18 protein-coding genes are annotated in these 16,839 nt (G+C 36.9%); 6 read left to right on the top strand and 12 right to left on the bottom strand.

Features of this window, described 5'->3' with window-relative positions; translation table 11 throughout:
• The first annotated feature begins 32 nt into the window (after window positions 1-32).
• On the top strand, window positions 33-1,196 hold the full coding sequence (locus tag AC2TFD_RS08530; protein WP_335567519.1) for an aminotransferase A: 1,164 nt from the start codon (window positions 33-35) through the stop codon (window positions 1,194-1,196).
• A 21-nt stretch (window positions 1,197-1,217) separates the two neighbouring features.
• Here the strand turns inward: AC2TFD_RS08530 and AC2TFD_RS08525 are convergent, their stop codons facing one another.
• The 7 genes from AC2TFD_RS08525 to AC2TFD_RS08495 all read right to left on the bottom strand — a co-directional run bounded on the left by AC2TFD_RS08525 (window position 1,218) and on the right by AC2TFD_RS08495 (window position 6,387).
• Window positions 1,218-1,394 carry a hypothetical protein gene (locus AC2TFD_RS08525; RefSeq protein ID WP_335518845.1) on the bottom strand — a complete coding sequence of 59 codons (177 nt, stop codon included), beginning with the start codon at window positions 1,392-1,394 and terminating at the stop codon, window positions 1,218-1,220.
• Window positions 1,395-1,460: 66 nt separating this feature from the next.
• Window positions 1,461-2,339: an NAD(P)-dependent oxidoreductase gene (locus AC2TFD_RS08520; RefSeq protein WP_484675435.1), complete on the bottom strand. Its 879-nt coding sequence runs from the start codon at window positions 2,337-2,339 to the stop codon at window positions 1,461-1,463.
• A gap of 155 nt (window positions 2,340-2,494) precedes the next feature.
• Window positions 2,495-2,968 carry a hypothetical protein gene (locus tag AC2TFD_RS08515; RefSeq protein ID WP_335518840.1) on the bottom strand — a complete coding sequence of 158 codons (474 nt, stop codon included), beginning with the start codon at window positions 2,966-2,968 and terminating at the stop codon, window positions 2,495-2,497.
• Between the two features lie 90 nt (window positions 2,969-3,058).
• Window positions 3,059-3,844 (bottom strand): SDR family oxidoreductase, encoded by a 786-nt coding sequence (locus AC2TFD_RS08510; RefSeq protein WP_335518838.1) that lies wholly within the window; start codon window positions 3,842-3,844, stop codon window positions 3,059-3,061.
• Between the two features lie 89 nt (window positions 3,845-3,933).
• Complete coding sequence (gene ptsP, locus AC2TFD_RS08505) at window positions 3,934-5,646, bottom strand: phosphoenolpyruvate--protein phosphotransferase (protein WP_335567520.1); 1,713 nt, start codon at window positions 5,644-5,646, stop codon at window positions 3,934-3,936.
• Window positions 5,646-5,912 carry a phosphocarrier protein HPr gene (locus tag AC2TFD_RS08500; RefSeq protein WP_335567521.1) on the bottom strand — a complete coding sequence of 89 codons (267 nt, stop codon included), beginning with the start codon at window positions 5,910-5,912 and terminating at the stop codon, window positions 5,646-5,648. Before AC2TFD_RS08500 ends, ptsP begins: the two co-directional genes overlap by 1 nt.
• A 280-nt stretch (window positions 5,913-6,192) precedes the next feature.
• Complete coding sequence (locus AC2TFD_RS08495; RefSeq protein ID WP_335518834.1) at window positions 6,193-6,387, bottom strand: hypothetical protein; 195 nt, start codon at window positions 6,385-6,387, stop codon at window positions 6,193-6,195.
• 206 nt (window positions 6,388-6,593) lie between these two features.
• Between AC2TFD_RS08495 and AC2TFD_RS08490 the strand changes: the two genes are divergently transcribed.
• On the top strand, window positions 6,594-6,782 hold the full coding sequence (locus AC2TFD_RS08490; protein WP_335515877.1) for a YkvS family protein: 189 nt from the start codon (window positions 6,594-6,596) through the stop codon (window positions 6,780-6,782).
• Between the two features lie 62 nt (window positions 6,783-6,844).
• Here the strand turns inward: AC2TFD_RS08490 and AC2TFD_RS08485 are convergent, their stop codons facing one another.
• On the bottom strand, window positions 6,845-6,964 hold the full coding sequence (locus tag AC2TFD_RS08485) for a DUF6254 family protein (RefSeq protein ID WP_310192387.1): 120 nt from the start codon (window positions 6,962-6,964) through the stop codon (window positions 6,845-6,847).
• 300 nt (window positions 6,965-7,264) lie between these two features.
• Between AC2TFD_RS08485 and AC2TFD_RS08480 the strand changes: the two genes are divergently transcribed.
• The gene (locus tag AC2TFD_RS08480) at window positions 7,265-7,876 is read left to right on the top strand and encodes a CPBP family intramembrane glutamic endopeptidase (protein ID WP_335515871.1); all 612 of its coding nucleotides are present in this window, start codon (window positions 7,265-7,267) and stop codon (window positions 7,874-7,876) included.
• Window positions 7,877-7,916: 40 nt separating this feature from the next.
• Here the strand turns inward: AC2TFD_RS08480 and AC2TFD_RS08475 are convergent, their stop codons facing one another.
• A complete protein-coding gene (locus AC2TFD_RS08475; RefSeq protein WP_335567522.1) occupies window positions 7,917-8,966 on the bottom strand; it encodes a YkvI family membrane protein in 1,050 nt (349 codons plus the stop codon).
• A gap of 195 nt (window positions 8,967-9,161) precedes the next feature.
• Here AC2TFD_RS08475 and AC2TFD_RS08470 point away from each other — a divergent pair, with 195 nt between their 5' ends.
• The gene (locus tag AC2TFD_RS08470; protein ID WP_335567523.1) at window positions 9,162-11,318 is read left to right on the top strand and encodes an ATP-dependent Clp protease ATP-binding subunit; all 2,157 of its coding nucleotides are present in this window, start codon (window positions 9,162-9,164) and stop codon (window positions 11,316-11,318) included.
• A 47-nt stretch (window positions 11,319-11,365) separates the two neighbouring features.
• Here the strand turns inward: AC2TFD_RS08470 and AC2TFD_RS08465 are convergent, their stop codons facing one another.
• Entirely contained in the window at window positions 11,366-13,060 is a 1,695-nt protein-coding gene (locus tag AC2TFD_RS08465; protein WP_484675434.1) for a M3 family oligoendopeptidase, read from the bottom strand.
• A 282-nt stretch (window positions 13,061-13,342) separates the two neighbouring features.
• Complete coding sequence (locus AC2TFD_RS08460) at window positions 13,343-13,783, bottom strand: MarR family winged helix-turn-helix transcriptional regulator (RefSeq protein WP_484675433.1); 441 nt, start codon at window positions 13,781-13,783, stop codon at window positions 13,343-13,345.
• Window positions 13,784-14,115: 332 nt separating this feature from the next.
• Here AC2TFD_RS08460 and AC2TFD_RS08455 point away from each other — a divergent pair, with 332 nt between their 5' ends.
• Window positions 14,116-15,354 (top strand): MFS transporter, encoded by a 1,239-nt coding sequence (locus AC2TFD_RS08455; protein WP_484675432.1) that lies wholly within the window; start codon window positions 14,116-14,118, stop codon window positions 15,352-15,354.
• A 131-nt stretch (window positions 15,355-15,485) separates the two neighbouring features.
• The gene (locus AC2TFD_RS08450) at window positions 15,486-15,833 is read left to right on the top strand and encodes a hypothetical protein (protein WP_484675431.1); all 348 of its coding nucleotides are present in this window, start codon (window positions 15,486-15,488) and stop codon (window positions 15,831-15,833) included.
• A gap of 90 nt (window positions 15,834-15,923) precedes the next feature.
• On the opposite strand, the gene AC2TFD_RS08445 is transcribed toward AC2TFD_RS08450, so the two are convergent.
• Window positions 15,924-16,814, bottom strand: a complete 891-nt coding sequence (locus AC2TFD_RS08445) for an acyl-ACP desaturase (protein WP_335516756.1) — start codon at window positions 16,812-16,814, stop codon at window positions 15,924-15,926.
• Window positions 16,815-16,839 lie beyond the last annotated feature (25 nt).

The raw sequence follows: 16,839 nt of genomic DNA, 5'->3' as shown, positions 1-16,839 counted from the left end.
ATTCATGAAAGCAACGGAAGGATGAACAAAGGGTGGAGCATTTAATTAATAACAAGGTTCAAAATATAGAGGTATCAGGGATAAGGAAATTTTATAATATGGTTTCACACATTGACGATGTTATTTCATTAACGATTGGGCAGCCAGATTTCCAAACACCCGAACATGTTAAGAAGGCTGGACTCCTTGCTATAGAGGAAAATTTCACTTCTTATACTCATAACGCTGGTATCATCGAGCTTCGAATGGCTGCTTGTAATTTCGTTGCCAAGAAATATGACCTTACCTATCAACCAGAGTCTGAAGTAATCGTAACAATGGGGGCAAGTGAAGCAATTGATATTGCCTTTAGAACGATCCTTACGGAAGGCTCAGAGGTTATCCTGCCTGGACCAATTTATCCTGGATATGAACCTATCATTACTATGTGTGGCGCAGTTCCGATTCATGTCGATATAAGGAATAATCAATTCCGATTTAATTTAGAAATGATAAAAACTTATATTACCGATAAAACTCGCTGTATTGTGCTCCCTTATCCTTCTAATCCAACCGGGGTAAGTCTAACAGATGTCGAGTTAAAAGAAATTGCAGATTATCTGCGGGACCGAGATATTTTTGTACTTGCTGATGAAATTTACAGCGAGTTAGTCTATGATCAGCCCCATACTTCAATTGCTTCTTTTCTAAAAGAAAAAACGATTGTCATTAATGGTTTATCAAAATCTCATGCGATGACTGGCTGGCGTATTGGCTTCTTATTTGCACCTGAATACATCACCAAGCACGTGTTAAAGGTTCATCAATACAATGTATCCTGTGCAAACTCAATTGCTCAGAAAGCAGCTTTAGCTGCCTTAACAGAAGGAATTGATGATGCACTTCCAATGAAGAAGGAATATAGCAAAAGACGTGACTATGTTTATAACCGTTTAACCGCGATGGGTCTAAATGTAGTCAAACCGGATGGGGCCTTTTATTTCTTTGTAAAAGTACCAGTTTCAAATCCATTAAATAGTTTTGACTTTGCACTTGAAATGGTTCATCAAGCAAAGGTAGCTGTGGTTCCTGGGAGTGCCTTCTCAGAATATGGTGAAGGTTACTTTCGACTATCCTTTGCCTGTTCACTAGAAACTTTAGAAAAAGGGTTAGACCGAATGGAACAATACCTAAAAAATAAAAACCCTCACTCCTAAAGTGAGGGTTTTTCATCTTTATTATCCTTTATATTGGCCGTTATTTTTAGATGCTTTTTCTTTTTTTGCTTTATCCTTATGGATTTTATTAGTTGCTGCAGAGCCCATCTCATGAGCAAATTCTTCATTTAAGACTGCAGAGTCAAATCCCTTTTTATTTTTTTGCTGCGGGTCATTCTTTTTTGTTCGTTTAGCCATCAAGATTCCTCCTAATTTTACTTCTATCCTAGTTTTTGATAGCTGGAGGAATTTATACGAGTGGTATTAAGACTTCCAATATTTATAAAGAGCCTGGGTTCCACTATTTTCTTCGCCCTTTTCGGCGAGCTGGCTATAAAGTGATTTTGCCAGTGCTAGACCTGGAACCTTCATTTCCATTTGCTGGGCTTCATCTAAAGCAATTTTCATATCCTTAATAAAGTGTTTTATGTAAAATCCTGGTTCAAAATTTCCGTTTAGCATACGTGGAGCGAGGTTACTTAAGGACCAGCTTCCGGCAGCTCCGGTTGTAATACTTTTTAATACAGCTTCAGGGTTTAACCCTGCCTTTTCAGCATAAATGATGGCCTCACAGACACCTATCATGTTTGAGGCAATCGCAATTTGATTGCACATTTTTGTGTGCTGTCCTGCGCCGGCTGTTCCTTGATATACGATATTAGTTCCGAGCAGGTTTAGTAATGGCTTTATTGCTTCAAAATCTTCTTCATGTCCACCAACCATGATCGACAGCTTCGCTTCCTTTGCACCTACATCACCTCCAGAAACAGGGGCATCAATCGTATGAATGCCTTTTTCCTTAGCAGCTTTATATATTTTCAACGCGAGAGATGGTGCTGAGGTCGTCATATCGATCAAAAAGTTTCCTGCCTTACCATTCTTTACAAGTCCATTTTCTCCTAAATAAATCTCCTCTACATCAGTTGGATAGCCAACCATAGTAAAGATAACATCAGCTTTTTGAGCCATTTCCTTTGGTGTATCCACCCAAACAGCGCCTTTTTCTACTAGCTCTCCTGCTTTTTCCTTGGTCCTTGAATATACGATTAGTTGAAAACCAGCTGATAATAAATGTCCTGCCATACTTTTTCCCATAACACCGGTACCAATAAATCCAACCACTGTATTTTCTGTTGTAAACAAATGCATCAATCCCCCACTCTTTTATTTTCTCGTCTTAATTATATAATTGATAACGTAAAAAAACCGGAACTAAGTACTTTCCGGTTCTCGTGCTCAATCTCCAAATTTATGCACAAATATAGTTTCTCCTAGATAAAATCGTAATAAACTATATTCTAAAGCTCTGACGAAAAATTTGTTAAGAAAACACGGCCAAAAACTTCTTGATTATTGTATATTTCGATTGAAACTGCATTATTTTTTTCAATCATTTGCTGCAATTCATGAATGTGTAAGTCCTCTTTTAAAGGAAGCGGATCCATGAAAATATATTTTTCACTTTTTCCCTTTACTTCTAAATATTCTCCATTTAAAACCTGATCCTCACCATAGATGATTTCACGTTTACCTATTGCCGCAGCTAATTGATCATCGTGAATCGTTACTTTGACTTTATATAATTCTTGTCTATCTAAAATTTCATTATTAATCCTAAATCGAAATTGAAGTTCATTGTTTTTTGTTAATAAGGCATCCGCGTAACGGTTTACAATTAATTCTTTAGAAAGCGGAAGCCCGCATCCTGCAATCGTGGTTCCTATTACTAGAATACTGATCAACAAAAACACCATTTTTATACTTCTCCGCATCTTTAAACACTCCTTTATGTTTTTACCTTAACCATAAATTATTGGTAATAAACGTAAAATGAGGTCGATCAGTGAAGAATAACAGAGAGGTTAAATCGCTTTAATCATGCCCCCATCAACTAAAAACGAACTTCCGGTCATATAAGTATTGGCATCAGAAAGGAGGAAGGCTGCAACATTCGCAAATTCTTCCGGAGTTCCATATCTCTTAAGAGGAATGCCTGCTTTCATGGTCAATTCAACTGTTTCGAGATCGATCCCCTGTTTATCTGCATTTATTTGATCTAAATGCTTAACACGATCTGTTGCAATTCGTCCAGGTGCAATTGTATTAATTAGGATATTATACTGAGCTAATTCAGAAGCTAATGTCTTGGAGAGACCAACAATTCCTGTACGAAAGGTATTGGAAAGGATTAACCCTGGTATAGGCTCTTTAATCGAAGAAGAAGCGATATTAAGAATTTTTCCTCCTTGCTGTTTTAAAAAAGGTAATGCCTCACGAATAATACGCACATAGGATAATAAATTTAGTTCAAATGAGTTCTGCCAATCATCATCTGTCAAGTCTTCAAAAGTCCCTGCTGGCGGGCCGCCTGCATTATTGACAAGTAAATGAAGATTTCCAAATACTTCGATGGTGTTTGCTACGAGACGTTTAATATCTTCCGTATTTGTTATATCTGTTCTTTGGAAAGCAACCTTTCCTTTGCCAATTGATTCAAGTTCAGCCGCCTTCTTATTGAGTTTTTCCTCATCACGTCCTGAAATCATTACATTGGTTCCTTCTTTTACCAACGTTTGAGCAATAGCAAATCCCAAACCTTGGCTCGAAGCTATTACAAGTGCTGTTTTCCCGCTAAGATTCAAATCCATCCTTACATCCCCCTTTAATCTGTCTATTACTATTATACTAAAAATTTCCTATAAAAAAGAGACAGATTGTCCTGTCTCTCTAAATAATCTTATTTTGTAGCAGCGTTCACGGCTTCAATTACTTGATCAGTTGTTTGCATATTTAAAACTTGCTTGGCTAGGTTCTCCATTTCGGCTTTGCTCAACTTCTTAATTTGGGAACGTGCTTTTAAAATCGATGTTGCGCTCATTGAAAATTCGTCTAATCCAAGACCAAGAAGAAGAGGAATCGCCGTTTCGTCTCCAGCCATTTCACCACACATACCTGCCCATTTTCCTTCAGCATGTGCAGCATCAATAACCATCTTCACCAATCGAAGAATCGATGGGCTATACGGCTGGTACAGATAGGAAACACGCTGATTCATCCGATCTGCAGCCATAGTATATTGAATTAAATCATTTGTGCCAATACTAAAGAAATCAACTTCTTTTGCAAATTGGTCAGCTAGAACTGCTGTTGATGGGATTTCGACCATTATTCCCAGTTCAATATTATCTGAGACCTTTTGCCCGGAGGCAATAAGTTTTTGTTTTTCATCATCAAGAATACTCTTTGCTTCACGGAATTCATCCAATGTTGCAATCATTGGAAACATAATCTTTAGATTTCCGTAACTGCTTGCTCTTAGAAGCGCCTTAAGCTGGGTACGGAAAATATCCTGTTCTTCTAAACATAAACGAATTGCTCGGAAACCTAAAAATGGATTAAGTTCTTTTGGTAATTGAAGATACGGAAGCTCTTTATCACCGCCGATGTCTAATGTACGAACAACAACCGGCTTCCCCTTCATACCTTCTAATACCGCTTTGTAAGCTTCAAATTGTTCTTCCTCGGTAGGAAGCTGATCTCTTCCCATATAAAGAAATTCAGTTCGGTATAGACCTACGCCTTCACCGCCGTTTTCCACTACTCCCTTTAAATCATTGGGTGTACCAATATTAGCTGCCAATTCAACTTGATGGCCGTCTGCAGATATCGTTTTTTCATTCACTAGCTTTGCCCATTCCATCTTTTGAGCTTCATATTGTTGATGGATGGTACGGTATTCCTCCACTAGTTCAGGAGCAGGGTTAATATGTACTTCACCTTTTAGACCATCGACAATAACTAAATCACCATTTTTAATTTCTTCTGTTGCCGTTTTTGTACCTACTACCGCGGGAATTTCCATAGATCGAGCCATGATAGCAGAATGGGAAGTACGTCCACCAATGTCAGTCGTAAAACCTAAAACGTATTGACGGTTTAATTGGGCTGTGTCAGAAGGAGTTAAATCCTCTGCCACAATAATTACTTCTTCAGCAATCATACTTGGATTTACTAAATGAACACCTAGTAAATGTGAGAGTACCCGTTTTGTAACATCTCGAATATCTGCTGCACGCTCTTTCATATACTCATTTTCCATTTGCTCGAACATCATTACAAACATGTCTGCAGTTTCCTTTAATGCAGCTTCTGCATTCACATTTTCGGACTTAATCTTATCTTCAATCGGACCGTTTAATTCTGGGTCAGTCAGAACCAGTAAATGTGCTTCAAAGATAGCAGCTTTATCTGCACCTAACTCGATTTGGGCACGATCTCGAATGGCTTCCAATTCTACTTTAGTTTTCTCAATTGCTGCCTTATAACGATTTACCTCAGATGTTATGTCTTCTACTGAGTGTTTCTTAAAGGATAAATCTGGTTCAACTAACCGATATGCCTTTGCTATGGCAATGCCATTTGAAGCAGCAATCCCCTGTAGTAATGTCATTACTCAGCCAATCCTTCTTTGTTCAATAATTCTTCTAGACTTCTAAGAGCTTCTTCACTGTCACTTCCATCCGCAGTGATTGAAATATCTGCACCTTTTCCAATACCTAATGACATAACGCCCATAATTGATTTTAAGTTAACTTTTTTTCCTTTATATTCTAAATTGATTTCTGAATCAAATCTGCTTGCCGTTTGTACGAGTAAAGTTGCGGGTCTAGCGTGAATTCCAGTATCAGCTGTTACTTTAAATTGTTTTTCTGCCATGTTAAATCAAACTCCTTCTCATATAGTAAAAAAATATAAAATGGTGCTGGCTAATTACATAAATAACAGATCTAGTCAGGTCAATACTACTGAACTAATTGTTATATTTTCTCCAAAAGGATAGGAAGTATGTAAGCTAGAGCCTCATTTTATTATTGAAATCATACAATTGCTAGGATAACATTTCCATTCTTTACAGACAACCAATAACCATTAAAAAATTGACATTTGGCATTTTAATAGGATCCACCATTTGAAACCACTTTTTATATGATCAAATTTAGCTTCTAGGTTCTTCTAGGTATTGATACAGTACATCCCCGCCACGTTGACCAATACCCCGAAAATGTTTAAAGTCCTCTCTTTTGACCAGGACTTCACGAAATATCATAAAATCTTCCTTTTTTACATAAAACTCTGTTAGCTCGCCAGATTTTAATTTTTCTAAAACATCTATAACAAATTGATCATTCATACTTCTGCACCACCTTATTCATATTTTATAATAACCTATATCGTAGTCAAACATTGAACTCTTTTGTAACCGATTCCATTTTTCTTTTAAATTTTTAAGAAATTAACAAAATTGTCAAATAAAATCCTTTACGAATCATAAAAAGTAGTGCAAACTGTTAGATAAATGAATATATATAGTTTGTCAAGTAAAGGAGAGAGGGATAATTGAGAAAAGCTGAAGTAGGGAATATCATCGAATTCCGCGGCGGGCTAAAAGGGATAGTGGAAAAGGTAAATGAAAATTCTGTAATTGTCGATCTAACTTTAATGGATAATTATCGAGATTTGGAATTGGATCAGCGGACTGTAGTTAACCATAAAAATTATAAAATTGTAAAAGAAAGCGCTTATTAAATTAATAGCTTCATAGAAAAGGCAGCGATTTGCTGCCTTTTCTTATTATTCCTATTTAAAATTTATCTTCCTTTACCAGCTTCTTTTGAAAGCTGTTTAAATGATTTTACTTTTCCGTGCGGGTTTTGGTCTTGTTTACGAACGGTCCATTCACGTTCATGCTGACTTTGGGATTTACTCATTTATTATCCTCCTTCCTTTCTCATTACTATTTTTTTCGATTTTCTTTTGAATTATGATAAAAATCGATCAAAATTGGATTGTAAACATTTCCTTTCATAAATCATTTTTGCTAAAATAAGTTCTATTGCAAGAAAAGCAGAAGCGACCGTTTAGCGGCGTATGGACTGGAGCACTTTGACTGAGATAAAGGAAACACGGAGAACGGAGTGATCCGATGTTGACTTATCGTAGGGAAAAGGGCGAAGTACACTAGCCGCTGGGCGCTGGAGCTAGACAGTTAGAAAGGAGCTTATTAATAAATGAAGAATCGCTTCTTTGACTTGAGGCTTATTATTGGGTACGTTCTTGCCCATGCTCTTATGTATTTTACTTTCTACGATAGAGCGATATTCTGGTATATCTTTACAGGTTCTCTTCTGGTTTTAATCACTTTTGCGATGTTCCAAGAAGATGTTGAAGATCAAGCGTCATTTTTTGTATATATTTCTATAGGTGCTTTTTCTGGAATCCTTCTCTATTTTATATTCTGGCTGGGTGTACAAGGTTTCGACCTCTTAAATCTGCCATTTGAAAAAAGCATTAAGAAGCTCTACCGTTGGTTCGCGCCATCATTATTTTGGCAATATCTTGCACTCATTTTAGTGGCAGCACCTGGTGAAGAACTTTTTTGGCGAGGATTCGTTCAGAAGAGACTCCTGCGTTTTTTTCGTCCATTTGTAAGTATTGTTTTTGGGGCCCTTCTCTATGCCTCAGTCCATATTTATTCAGGAACCTTTACTTTAATGCTGGCAGCATTCCTTTCCGGCCTTATGTGGGGTGCACTATATTTGTGGAAAAAAAGTATGCCCCTGGTGATTGTTTCCCATATTGTTTTTGACATCATGATTTTTATTATACTGCCATTAAAATAGAAAAAGCATCAGTCTATAAATTGGACGATGCTTTTTCTATTTATGGTGTTTTTTTATTATTTAATGGCTTCATCCATAAGAGGACGAAAAAGATAAGACTAATATAGCCAAACAATGGATACAGATTAGACAATAGTTTACTATAGTTAACTAGGCTTATGATATAAGAAACGATGAAAATGGCTGATATGGTAATAGTAGTAGGGACCGTAACGAATTGTTTTAACTGTCGGTCAAGTCCAAATACGTTTCCAATGACAGATGTGAAAATTTCACCATAAATCACTAGGACAAATATCCAATAAAAAAAAGGTGCTACTTGCTTCATAATAATTGCCATCGGTATCTCATAAATCTCTAGATTTGGAAGCATGATTAAGGTTAAATGGCTTGATATTAAGATAAGTGTTAAAGCGGCCCCACCTAATATTCCTCCCCATTTAATCGTCCAATCATCCTTAATTTCATTTGCAATCGGAACTAAGACAGCTTGTGCTAACGCAAGATTTAATGCTGTATATGAAAATGGTGCTAGTATACTTTTCCATCCATCCTCAGCATAAGGAATAAATAATAAGTGATGAATAAAATCTTGCTGTTTAATGGAAAGTACCATTAGCATTAGACTAAAACAAACCATTATAGGAACAACAAATGAATTAACTGCAAATATACCCTTTGTACCTACTAGCATTACTAAAAAGGATAAAATTATCGTGATAAAAACGCCTAAATTCTTCGATAGTCCTAATTGCTCTTCAAATACTGCTCCGGCACCAGCAAGCATAACGGCACATACTCCAAGAAGCATAAATAGCATAATTATATTAATACCCCTGCCTGCCCATTTCCCAAACAAGTGTACATTAAATTCCTGGTACGATACTGCATTTATTTGAGCAGCAATTCTCATCAACTTTGAACCTAATACAATAAGGAGATAGCCGCTCAGTAATATGCTCAAAAACCCAATGAAGCCAAATCGTGAGAAAAACTCAACAATCTCTCTTCCTGTAGCAAATCCCGCACCCACAACTGTACCCACGTAAACTGCGGCGATTTGAAAAGCTGCTGACCAATTCTTTTTCAACTCATCTCCCCCTCAAATACAATATATGAGCAAGGGGACAAACAAAGACGAGCTTTTTTTAATTACGAGCCTTTTTGCAACAGAAAAAATTACCATAGGCATACGACTTGAAAGTCAAAGAAGGTCAAAGTATACTATGTTCATAAGGTCAAATATAGTCAAAGTCAAATAAATATAATTAGGAGGTTTTATATGATGCTGTGTCAATTGTGTAAAGAAAACCAGGCTAATGTTCAACTAAATTTAAATATTAATGGACAACACAGCAATATGAAGCTGTGCCATAAATGTTATACAAACAATAAAAACACTATTCATTCAGGAATGGATCCAAAGATGAACTCCTTTTCTGGTTTTCCATTTAATGATTTATTTTTTAATATGAAGGGCACTGAAAATAACCATTTTAATGGCCAGGCACCCTCTCCACAAAATGGTCTGAATGGAATGGGAGGTTTTATTGATCAATTTGGACGAAATTTAACTCAATTGGCCAAAGCTGGTCTCATTGATCCTGTGATTGGCCGTAATGAAGAGGTTAAAAGAGTCGTTGAAATATTAAATCGTCGTAATAAAAACAATCCGGTCTTAATTGGTGAACCAGGTGTCGGGAAAACCGCTATCGCTGAAGGCCTAGCGATGAAAATTGTTGAAGGAAAGGTACCTGGTAAATTAAGAAATAAAGAAGTTTATTTACTAGATGTTGCTTCCTTGGTCGCGAACACAGGTATACGCGGGCAGTTTGAAGAAAGAATGAAGCAGCTGATAGCAGAATTACAAGATCGTAAAAATATCATTCTTTTCATTGACGAAATACATCTCCTAGTTGGAGCAGGTTCTGCTGAAGGTTCTATGGATGCAGGAAATATATTAAAACCAGCACTTGCACGCGGTGAACTTCAACTTGTCGGTGCAACAACTCTGAAAGAGTACCGTCAAATCGAAAAAGATTCGGCACTAGAACGTCGATTCCAGCCTGTTCAAGTAGCAGAACCTACACCTGAAGAGGCCATTGAAATCCTAACAGGAATTAAGAATAAATATGAGGATTATCATGAAGTAACCTATTCTGAAGCTGCGATTAAAGCATGTGTACAGTTGTCACACCGCTATATCCAGGATCGATTCTTACCTGATAAGGCGATTGACTTACTAGACGAGGCTGGATCTAAATTAAATCTTACTTCAGATGGAAATAGCGTCGAACAGGTGAAGAACCGTTTAAAGGAAATCACAATTCAAAAAGACAGTGCACTTAAAGCCGAAAATTATGAGCTTGCAGCAGCACTTCGGGATGAAGAAACTGAGCTTGAAAAATCCTTAAATGAATCTTCAGAAACCAACAGACCCGTTGTAGATATTTCACATATTCAAGAGATTATTGAACAAAAGACTGGTATACCTGTTGGTAAATTACAAGAGGATGAGCAGCATAAACTTAAGCACTTAGAAGAGAACTTAGCTAAAAAAGTTATTGGTCAGAAGAAAGCTGTCGAGAAGGTCGCTAAGGCTATACGTCGAAGCCGCGCTGGCTTAAAACCAAAGAATCGTCCGATAGGATCATTCCTATTTGTCGGTCCAACTGGGGTCGGTAAAACCGAGCTTACAAAAACACTTGCAGAAGAACTGTTTGGTTCAACTGAGTCAATGATTCGCCTTGATATGAGTGAATATATGGAAAAACACAGTGTTTCAAAATTAATTGGATCACCACCAGGATATGTTGGTCATGACGAAGCAGGACAACTGACTGAAAAGGTCCGCAGAAATCCATATTGCATTATATTATTGGATGAAATTGAAAAAGCGCATCCTGATGTGCAGCATATGTTTTTACAGATTCTTGAGGATGGACGTCTTACAGACAGTCAAGGAAGAACAGTAAGCTTTAAGGATTCTGTTATCATTATGACAAGCAATGCCGGGGTAGGACACAAAACCATTCATGTTGGCTTCGGGACAAATGAAGCAATCGAAGAAGCTTCTATCCTAGATTCTTTGGGCAGCTTTTTCAAGCCAGAGTTTTTAAACCGTTTTGATAGTATTATTGAATTTAACACACTTGAAAAAGAACATATCATGCAAATTGTAGAGTTAATGGTGATTGATCTACAAGAAACCTTAAAAGAACAAAATCTCGAATTTACGATTCACCTAGATGCAAAAGAGAAACTGGCTGAGTTAGGCTATCATCCAGCTTTTGGAGCACGTCCGCTCCGCAGAGTGATTCAAGAGCAATTAGAAGATAAGATTGCGGACTTTATACTGGAGCAGCCAGACGCAAATCGATTATCAGCAATCTTAGAAGACAATGTTTTGAAGGTAATAACAACAGAGACTGCCAACGTATGATAATGAATGAAAAAAGCGAAGCCGCTTAGCTTCGCTTTTCTTTATGATTATAACTTCTGATCTTCAACTGAATTTAACCAGGCTTCAATTTCACCAACAACAGATTGTACACAGCCATCCTCAAAAGGAGAAATTAAATTCGCTTCTTTCACCAGCTTTGTAAATGACATGCTGCCGCCAAGCTTACAAAGACTTACATAATCGTCCCATGCCTCTTCTTGGTTTTCTCTAGAACGCTTCCAGAATTGGAAGGCACAGATTTGAGCTAACGTATAATCAATATAATAGAATGGTGAATTGAAGATGTGGCCTTGGCGCTGCCAGAATCCGCCATTCTCTAAATACGTATTCCCGTCATATTCTTTATGAGGCAAGTACTTTTTCTCTATTTCTCTCCACTGCTGCTTCCGCTCTTTAGGGGTTGCTTCGTAATTTTCATACACCCAATGCTGGAATTCATCAACGGAAACTCCATATGGTAGAAATAATAAAGCATCACTCAAATGTGAGAATTTATATTTATCGGTATCTTCCTTAAAGAAAAGCTGCATCCATGGCCAAGTGAAAAATTCCATACTCATCGAATGAATCTCACACGCCTCATATGTTGGCCAATAATATTCAGGGATTTCAAAATTCCTGCTTGAATAAACCTGGAATGCATGCCCTGCCTCATGTGTCAGCACATCAATATCCCCGGAGGTTCCATTGAAATTAGAAAAAATAAATGGTGCTTTGTAGTTTTCAATATAGGTACAATAGCCGCCGCCAGCTTTTCCCTTCTTCGCGACAAGATCCATTAAGTGGTTATCTTGCATGAATTTGAAAAACTCTCCTGTTTCCTTAGAAAGTTCTTCATACATCTGTTGACCATTTTCAATAATCCATTCAGGGGTCCCTTTTGGTACAGCATTACCTGTTTTATAGTTAAATCCTTCATCAAAATATTTTAGTTGTTCAACCCCAATACGTTCCTGCTGCCGTGCTTTTAATTTGGTCGCTATTGGAACAATAAAGTCCTTAACCTGCTGACGGAAGTTTGCCACCATTTCCGAATTATAGTCAGTTCTCATCATTCGATAATAACCTAGTTCAACAAAGTTTTTATAGCCTAACGTATGAGCAATTTCAGTTCTCACCTTAACAAGGTCATCATAGATTGTGTCAAGCTCTGCTTCATGCTCAGCAAAAAAGCCAAACTTTGCCTCAGATGCCAGTTTTCTAGTTTCTCTGTCTGTAGATTGGGTAAAGGGCTCTAATTGTGCAAGTGTTCTTTCTTCCCCTTCGAAAGGTATCTTTGCTGAAGCAATTAGTTTTGTATACTCTGTTGACAATCGATTTTCCCTTTGAAGCAAAGGTACTATTTCAGGTTTAAAGGTCTTTAATTGTCCTTCAGCAAGCGCGAATAATTGTTTGCCAAATTTAATCTCCAATTCATTGCGGAATTTAGAATTTACAAAAGCCTGATAATATTTCGTCACAAGCCCTTCTATTTCAGGCTGCAGTTCATCCATATAATCCTGTTCGGTTTTATAAAACTCATCGTTTGTATCAACAGAATGGCGAATATAGCACAGATTAAACATCGTTCCAATATCATTTCTTACCTGATTCACTTCGTTCATTGCCAAGATTTGTTCTTCTACTGAAGGTGCACTTGTAAACTTTTGAAGTGCTGATTCAATTCTAGCTTTTACTTCGTCAAGGTTCGGACGGGTATATGTATACTCTTCAAATCTCATTCAAAACATCCCCTTTAAATCAAACTTTTCCACCTATTTCTTTCAACACTAACCATTAATATTCCTTTATGTAAAGGCTCTTTTCTTAACTTTGCAATTTTTTGCAACAAAATTTAATGATTTTGATAAAATTCTGAGAAAACAGCAAAATTTAATAAGAAAAGAGCCAGCAAACTAAAATCTAAAGCGCAAAATTTCTGTTTGCACGTTAAAATCGGCTTTAAGATTTTAACAACATATTTTAAAAATAAGCCTAAATAAAAAAATACGGCAGATGCCGTATTAAAATTTCCCTGCAGGCAACCCAAGTTTTTTTAATAGTTCAATCGCATCCTGTTTTTCAGAATCGGTCAAACTAGACATCAGTGAATGGATCTGCTGGGCATGCTCAGGGAAAATTTCTTGAATAAATTCTTTCCCTTTATCCGTAATTTGGGCATATGTTACCCTTCTATCGTTTGGGCAGGCGATTCTCACTAACAGCCCTTTTTGTTCCAGCTTATCCACCACATAGGTGATACTGCCGCTAGCAAGTAATATTTTGCCGCCAATTTGCTGCATAGGCTGATCACCTTTGTGATATAGAAGCTCTAATACTGCAAATTCTGTTGGGTTTAATCCACTTGCTTGAATAACTTTATTCACATGATCATTAATCGCTTTAAAAGCCCTTGATAGAACAATAAAAAGCTTCAACGATTGTGATACAGAATCATTTTCCATACGAATCATCCTTTTTTATTAAATCTGAAATTTTCCAGCTCCAGCGCCAAAGAAAAATCGAACTGCATTATACAAGATCAAGGCGCTCACACTTTTCTATTTATCTCGACTTCAAGATTATTATAAGAAATTTTTCAAAGCCTGTCAATTTAGCTCCAAAAATTGAGCTTAAAGATTCGGCAATTTCACAAAGCTATTCCTACTTTGACCATGTCACTTTTCACCTTTATTATAATAAAAAATGGAGATAAAGCAATCCAGTTCTCATTTACTAAAAAATTATGTAAGATAGGTTTATTGAAAGATTTATATTTTAAAAACGAGGTGTAATGATGAGTCAACCTGCTGCTGTGTCTGCAAAATCACCGAAAACTACCGATTCGACCATGTTTAATATTCTTTTTATTATCGGGATTTGTCATTTACTCAACGATTCCATTCAGGCAGTTATCCCAGCCATGTTTCCAATTTTAGAAAAATCTATGGGTTTATCGTTTACCCAGCTAGGCATTATCGCATTTTCTTTAAACATGGTGTCTTCTGTACTGCAGCCAGTGGTTGGAGTCATTACAGATAAGAAACCAATGCCTTTTGCTTTGCCCATTGGACTTTCATTAACGCTATGTGGTGTTCTTGGATTAGCTTTTGCTCCTTCCTTTGGTTTAATTGTGATCTCTGTTATATTTATTGGTCTTGGCTCCGCAGTATTTCATCCCGAAGGATCAAGGGTAGCCTATATGGCTGCAGGAAACCGCAGAGGTTTGGCACAATCTATTTATCAAGTAGGCGGGAATACAGGGCAGGCGCTGGCACCTCTTATCACAGCACTTATTCTTGTTCCCCTTGGCCAAAGAGGTGCTTCTTGGTTTACCATTGTTGCAGCAATCGCAGTTTTGTTATTAATCTATATCGCTAATTGGTATAAAAATAGATTAATTGAAAACATTCCTTTATTGAAAAAGAAAAATACAATGTCCACAAAAAACAGTGGTATTTCAAAAAAGGTAAAACAGTCACTATTATTAATTCTTCTGCTCATTTTTGCACGATCATGGTATATTTCGGGTATGACTAATTTTTACGCTTTCTTTGCAATTGAAGAATACTCTTTATCAATTAAGGAATCACAATTTTTCTTATTTGCCTTTTTAATTGCCGGAGCATTTGGCACCTTTTTTGGCGGCCCGCTAGCTGACAGGTTCGGAAAGAAAAAATTAATCTCTGTCTCTATGTTACTGACTATTCCTTTTTCCATACTAATTCCCTTCGTACCATCAGTTATTGCATTTATCTTTCTTACGCTCACAGGTTTTATCTTAATGACCAATTTTTCAGTTACAGTCGTTTTTGCACAAGAGCTTGTACCTGGAAAAATTGGAACTATGTCAGGATTAACCGTGGGGCTGGCATTTGGAATGGGGGCTATCGGCTCAGTGGGACTTGGATATATTGCAGATTTATTTAGTATGTCCGCCATGGTATCTTCGATTGGATTCTTGCCATTACTAGGCTTACTTGCATTCTTACTTCCTAGTGATGAATTAGTCAGAAAGTGGAATCAAGAAGGTTAGAAAGAGGATGGGCATTGCCCATCCTCTTTTTAACGAATGTTAAATTTTCGAAAAGTTTTAACATTTTTACTCAAATAATCTTGAAAACTATCATATAATATAGTTAGAACATAAAAGGGAGGGCTAGAATAATGAAAACCCCAAATTATCATGATTTTTATCAAAAGGCTTTAATCCCAATTGGTTTTAATGATTTACTAGCACTTAACGAAATTAAATCATTTGAGGTTGGTGCACCTGCTACTCACTGGCTCATTGCAGTTGAAGGAGTCCAGCTCTCTCAGGCTAAAATATACTTCCATTGGAAAGTAAGTGTTTACCCGTCCAATTGCAATGGTGATTTTAACTGGAAGAAACCATTTTATTGTTCTCCAATCATGGAATCGATGGACAGTGCTCATGATATTGCTTGCTCTATCGTTGCACTGAGTAAACAAGATCAACTTTCTGCCTTTAACCTTGAAGAGAAAATATCTTAATCCACAAAAAAATTATCCCCTTTTGCTTCACCTTCTTTTTACCCTCACTTGTGAAAAAACCTACATATAGTAAAAATCAAACACAGTTACCTATTTATTCTTATAAAAACGATCTCTAACCCTTTTCAACCTTGCATGATAGTTTAGGATGTCAAGTCTAGCCTTTTCCGCTTCTGGTGCAATCGGTCTTAATTTTTCCAGCTCCCAATAATCCACAATCACATCTAAAACTTGATCAAAATATTCCAATGGACCATAGTTTGCTTCTTTTGCAATAATTGCCATTCGATCTTCGAAATCAGGCATAACTGTTCCTGGCATTTGGAAGTTCTTAATAACATGTCCTAAATGATAACAGTAATTAGGCTCTAATTGGAGATGAAATTTAATGACATCCCGATAAAAGGCATAATGCAGCGTTTCATCCTTCGCCAACCGACGAAGAAGACTTGCTAAATCCTTATCATACGGACCAGCCGTTTTAGCAACGTTATAGTAAAAGACCATGGTCGCTAGTTCTTGTAATGAAGTATAAACCATGGTTTCAAAAGGTGTATGATAATCAGGATTCCAGCCATTCTCAACCGTTTGTTTGTGTAATTGATGAAGACGCTTAGGATCCACATTCCGCGTGAGTAATAGATACGTTTCAAGCAGGTTAGAATGCTGATCTTCTTCTGAAGTCCAAGTATGGACAAAATCTTTAATAACTGTTAATGATCCCTTAAACGTTTGATCTAAATGAGAGGTAAACCATGGCAGATTGACTTCAGTTAAAAGGGCTGTTTCAACAGCAGTAATAATGGCTGGAGGCAGTGTGACCTGACTTTCATCCCAAGGGACGCGCCTGAAATCTTTCCCCTTATCCCACGGTAAGAAATCATGATAACCCCAATCTATTTTTTCAGACCGCTTCTTATGTTCTTCATATAACTCTATTAGTTTAGGCTCTAATCGAAAGTCCAAATCATTTGTTAACATCTATATCCTCCATTATTGTAAAAAT

The sequence above is a fragment of the Neobacillus sp. plas4 genome, from assembly GCF_057221695.1.
This window is presented reverse-complemented; position numbering and strand designations above follow the sequence as displayed.

Bases quoted from the DNA above. Each gene is read 5' to 3' on its own strand.
- AC2TFD_RS08495 (WP_335518834.1), bottom strand. From the start codon at position 6,387: ATGAATGATCAATTTGTTATAGATGTTTTAGAAAAATTAAAATCTGGC.
- AC2TFD_RS08460 (WP_484675433.1), bottom strand. From the start codon at position 13,783: ATGGAAAATGATTCTGTATCACAATCGTTGAAGCTTTTTATTGTTCTA.
- ptsP (WP_335567520.1), bottom strand. From the start codon at position 5,646: ATGACATTACTACAGGGGATTGCTGCTTCAAATGGCATTGCCATAGCA.
- AC2TFD_RS08485 (WP_310192387.1), bottom strand. From the start codon at position 6,964: ATGAGTAAATCCCAAAGTCAGCATGAACGTGAATGGACCGTTCGTAAA.
- AC2TFD_RS08525 (WP_335518845.1), bottom strand. From the start codon at position 1,394: ATGGCTAAACGAACAAAAAAGAATGACCCGCAGCAAAAAAATAAAAAG.
- AC2TFD_RS08450 (WP_484675431.1), top strand. From the start codon at position 15,486: ATGAAAACCCCAAATTATCATGATTTTTATCAAAAGGCTTTAATCCCA.
- AC2TFD_RS08515 (WP_335518840.1), bottom strand. From the start codon at position 2,968: ATGCGGAGAAGTATAAAAATGGTGTTTTTGTTGATCAGTATTCTAGTA.
- AC2TFD_RS08455 (WP_484675432.1), top strand. From the start codon at position 14,116: ATGAGTCAACCTGCTGCTGTGTCTGCAAAATCACCGAAAACTACCGAT.
- AC2TFD_RS08480 (WP_335515871.1), top strand. From the start codon at position 7,265: ATGAAGAATCGCTTCTTTGACTTGAGGCTTATTATTGGGTACGTTCTT.
- AC2TFD_RS08500 (WP_335567521.1), bottom strand. From the start codon at position 5,912: ATGGCAGAAAAACAATTTAAAGTAACAGCTGATACTGGAATTCACGCT.
- AC2TFD_RS08470 (WP_335567523.1), top strand. From the start codon at position 9,162: ATGCTGTGTCAATTGTGTAAAGAAAACCAGGCTAATGTTCAACTAAAT.
- AC2TFD_RS08510 (WP_335518838.1), bottom strand. From the start codon at position 3,844: ATGGATTTGAATCTTAGCGGGAAAACAGCACTTGTAATAGCTTCGAGC.
- AC2TFD_RS08465 (WP_484675434.1), bottom strand. From the start codon at position 13,060: ATGAGATTTGAAGAGTATACATATACCCGTCCGAACCTTGACGAAGTA.
- AC2TFD_RS08445 (WP_335516756.1), bottom strand. From the start codon at position 16,814: ATGTTAACAAATGATTTGGACTTTCGATTAGAGCCTAAACTAATAGAG.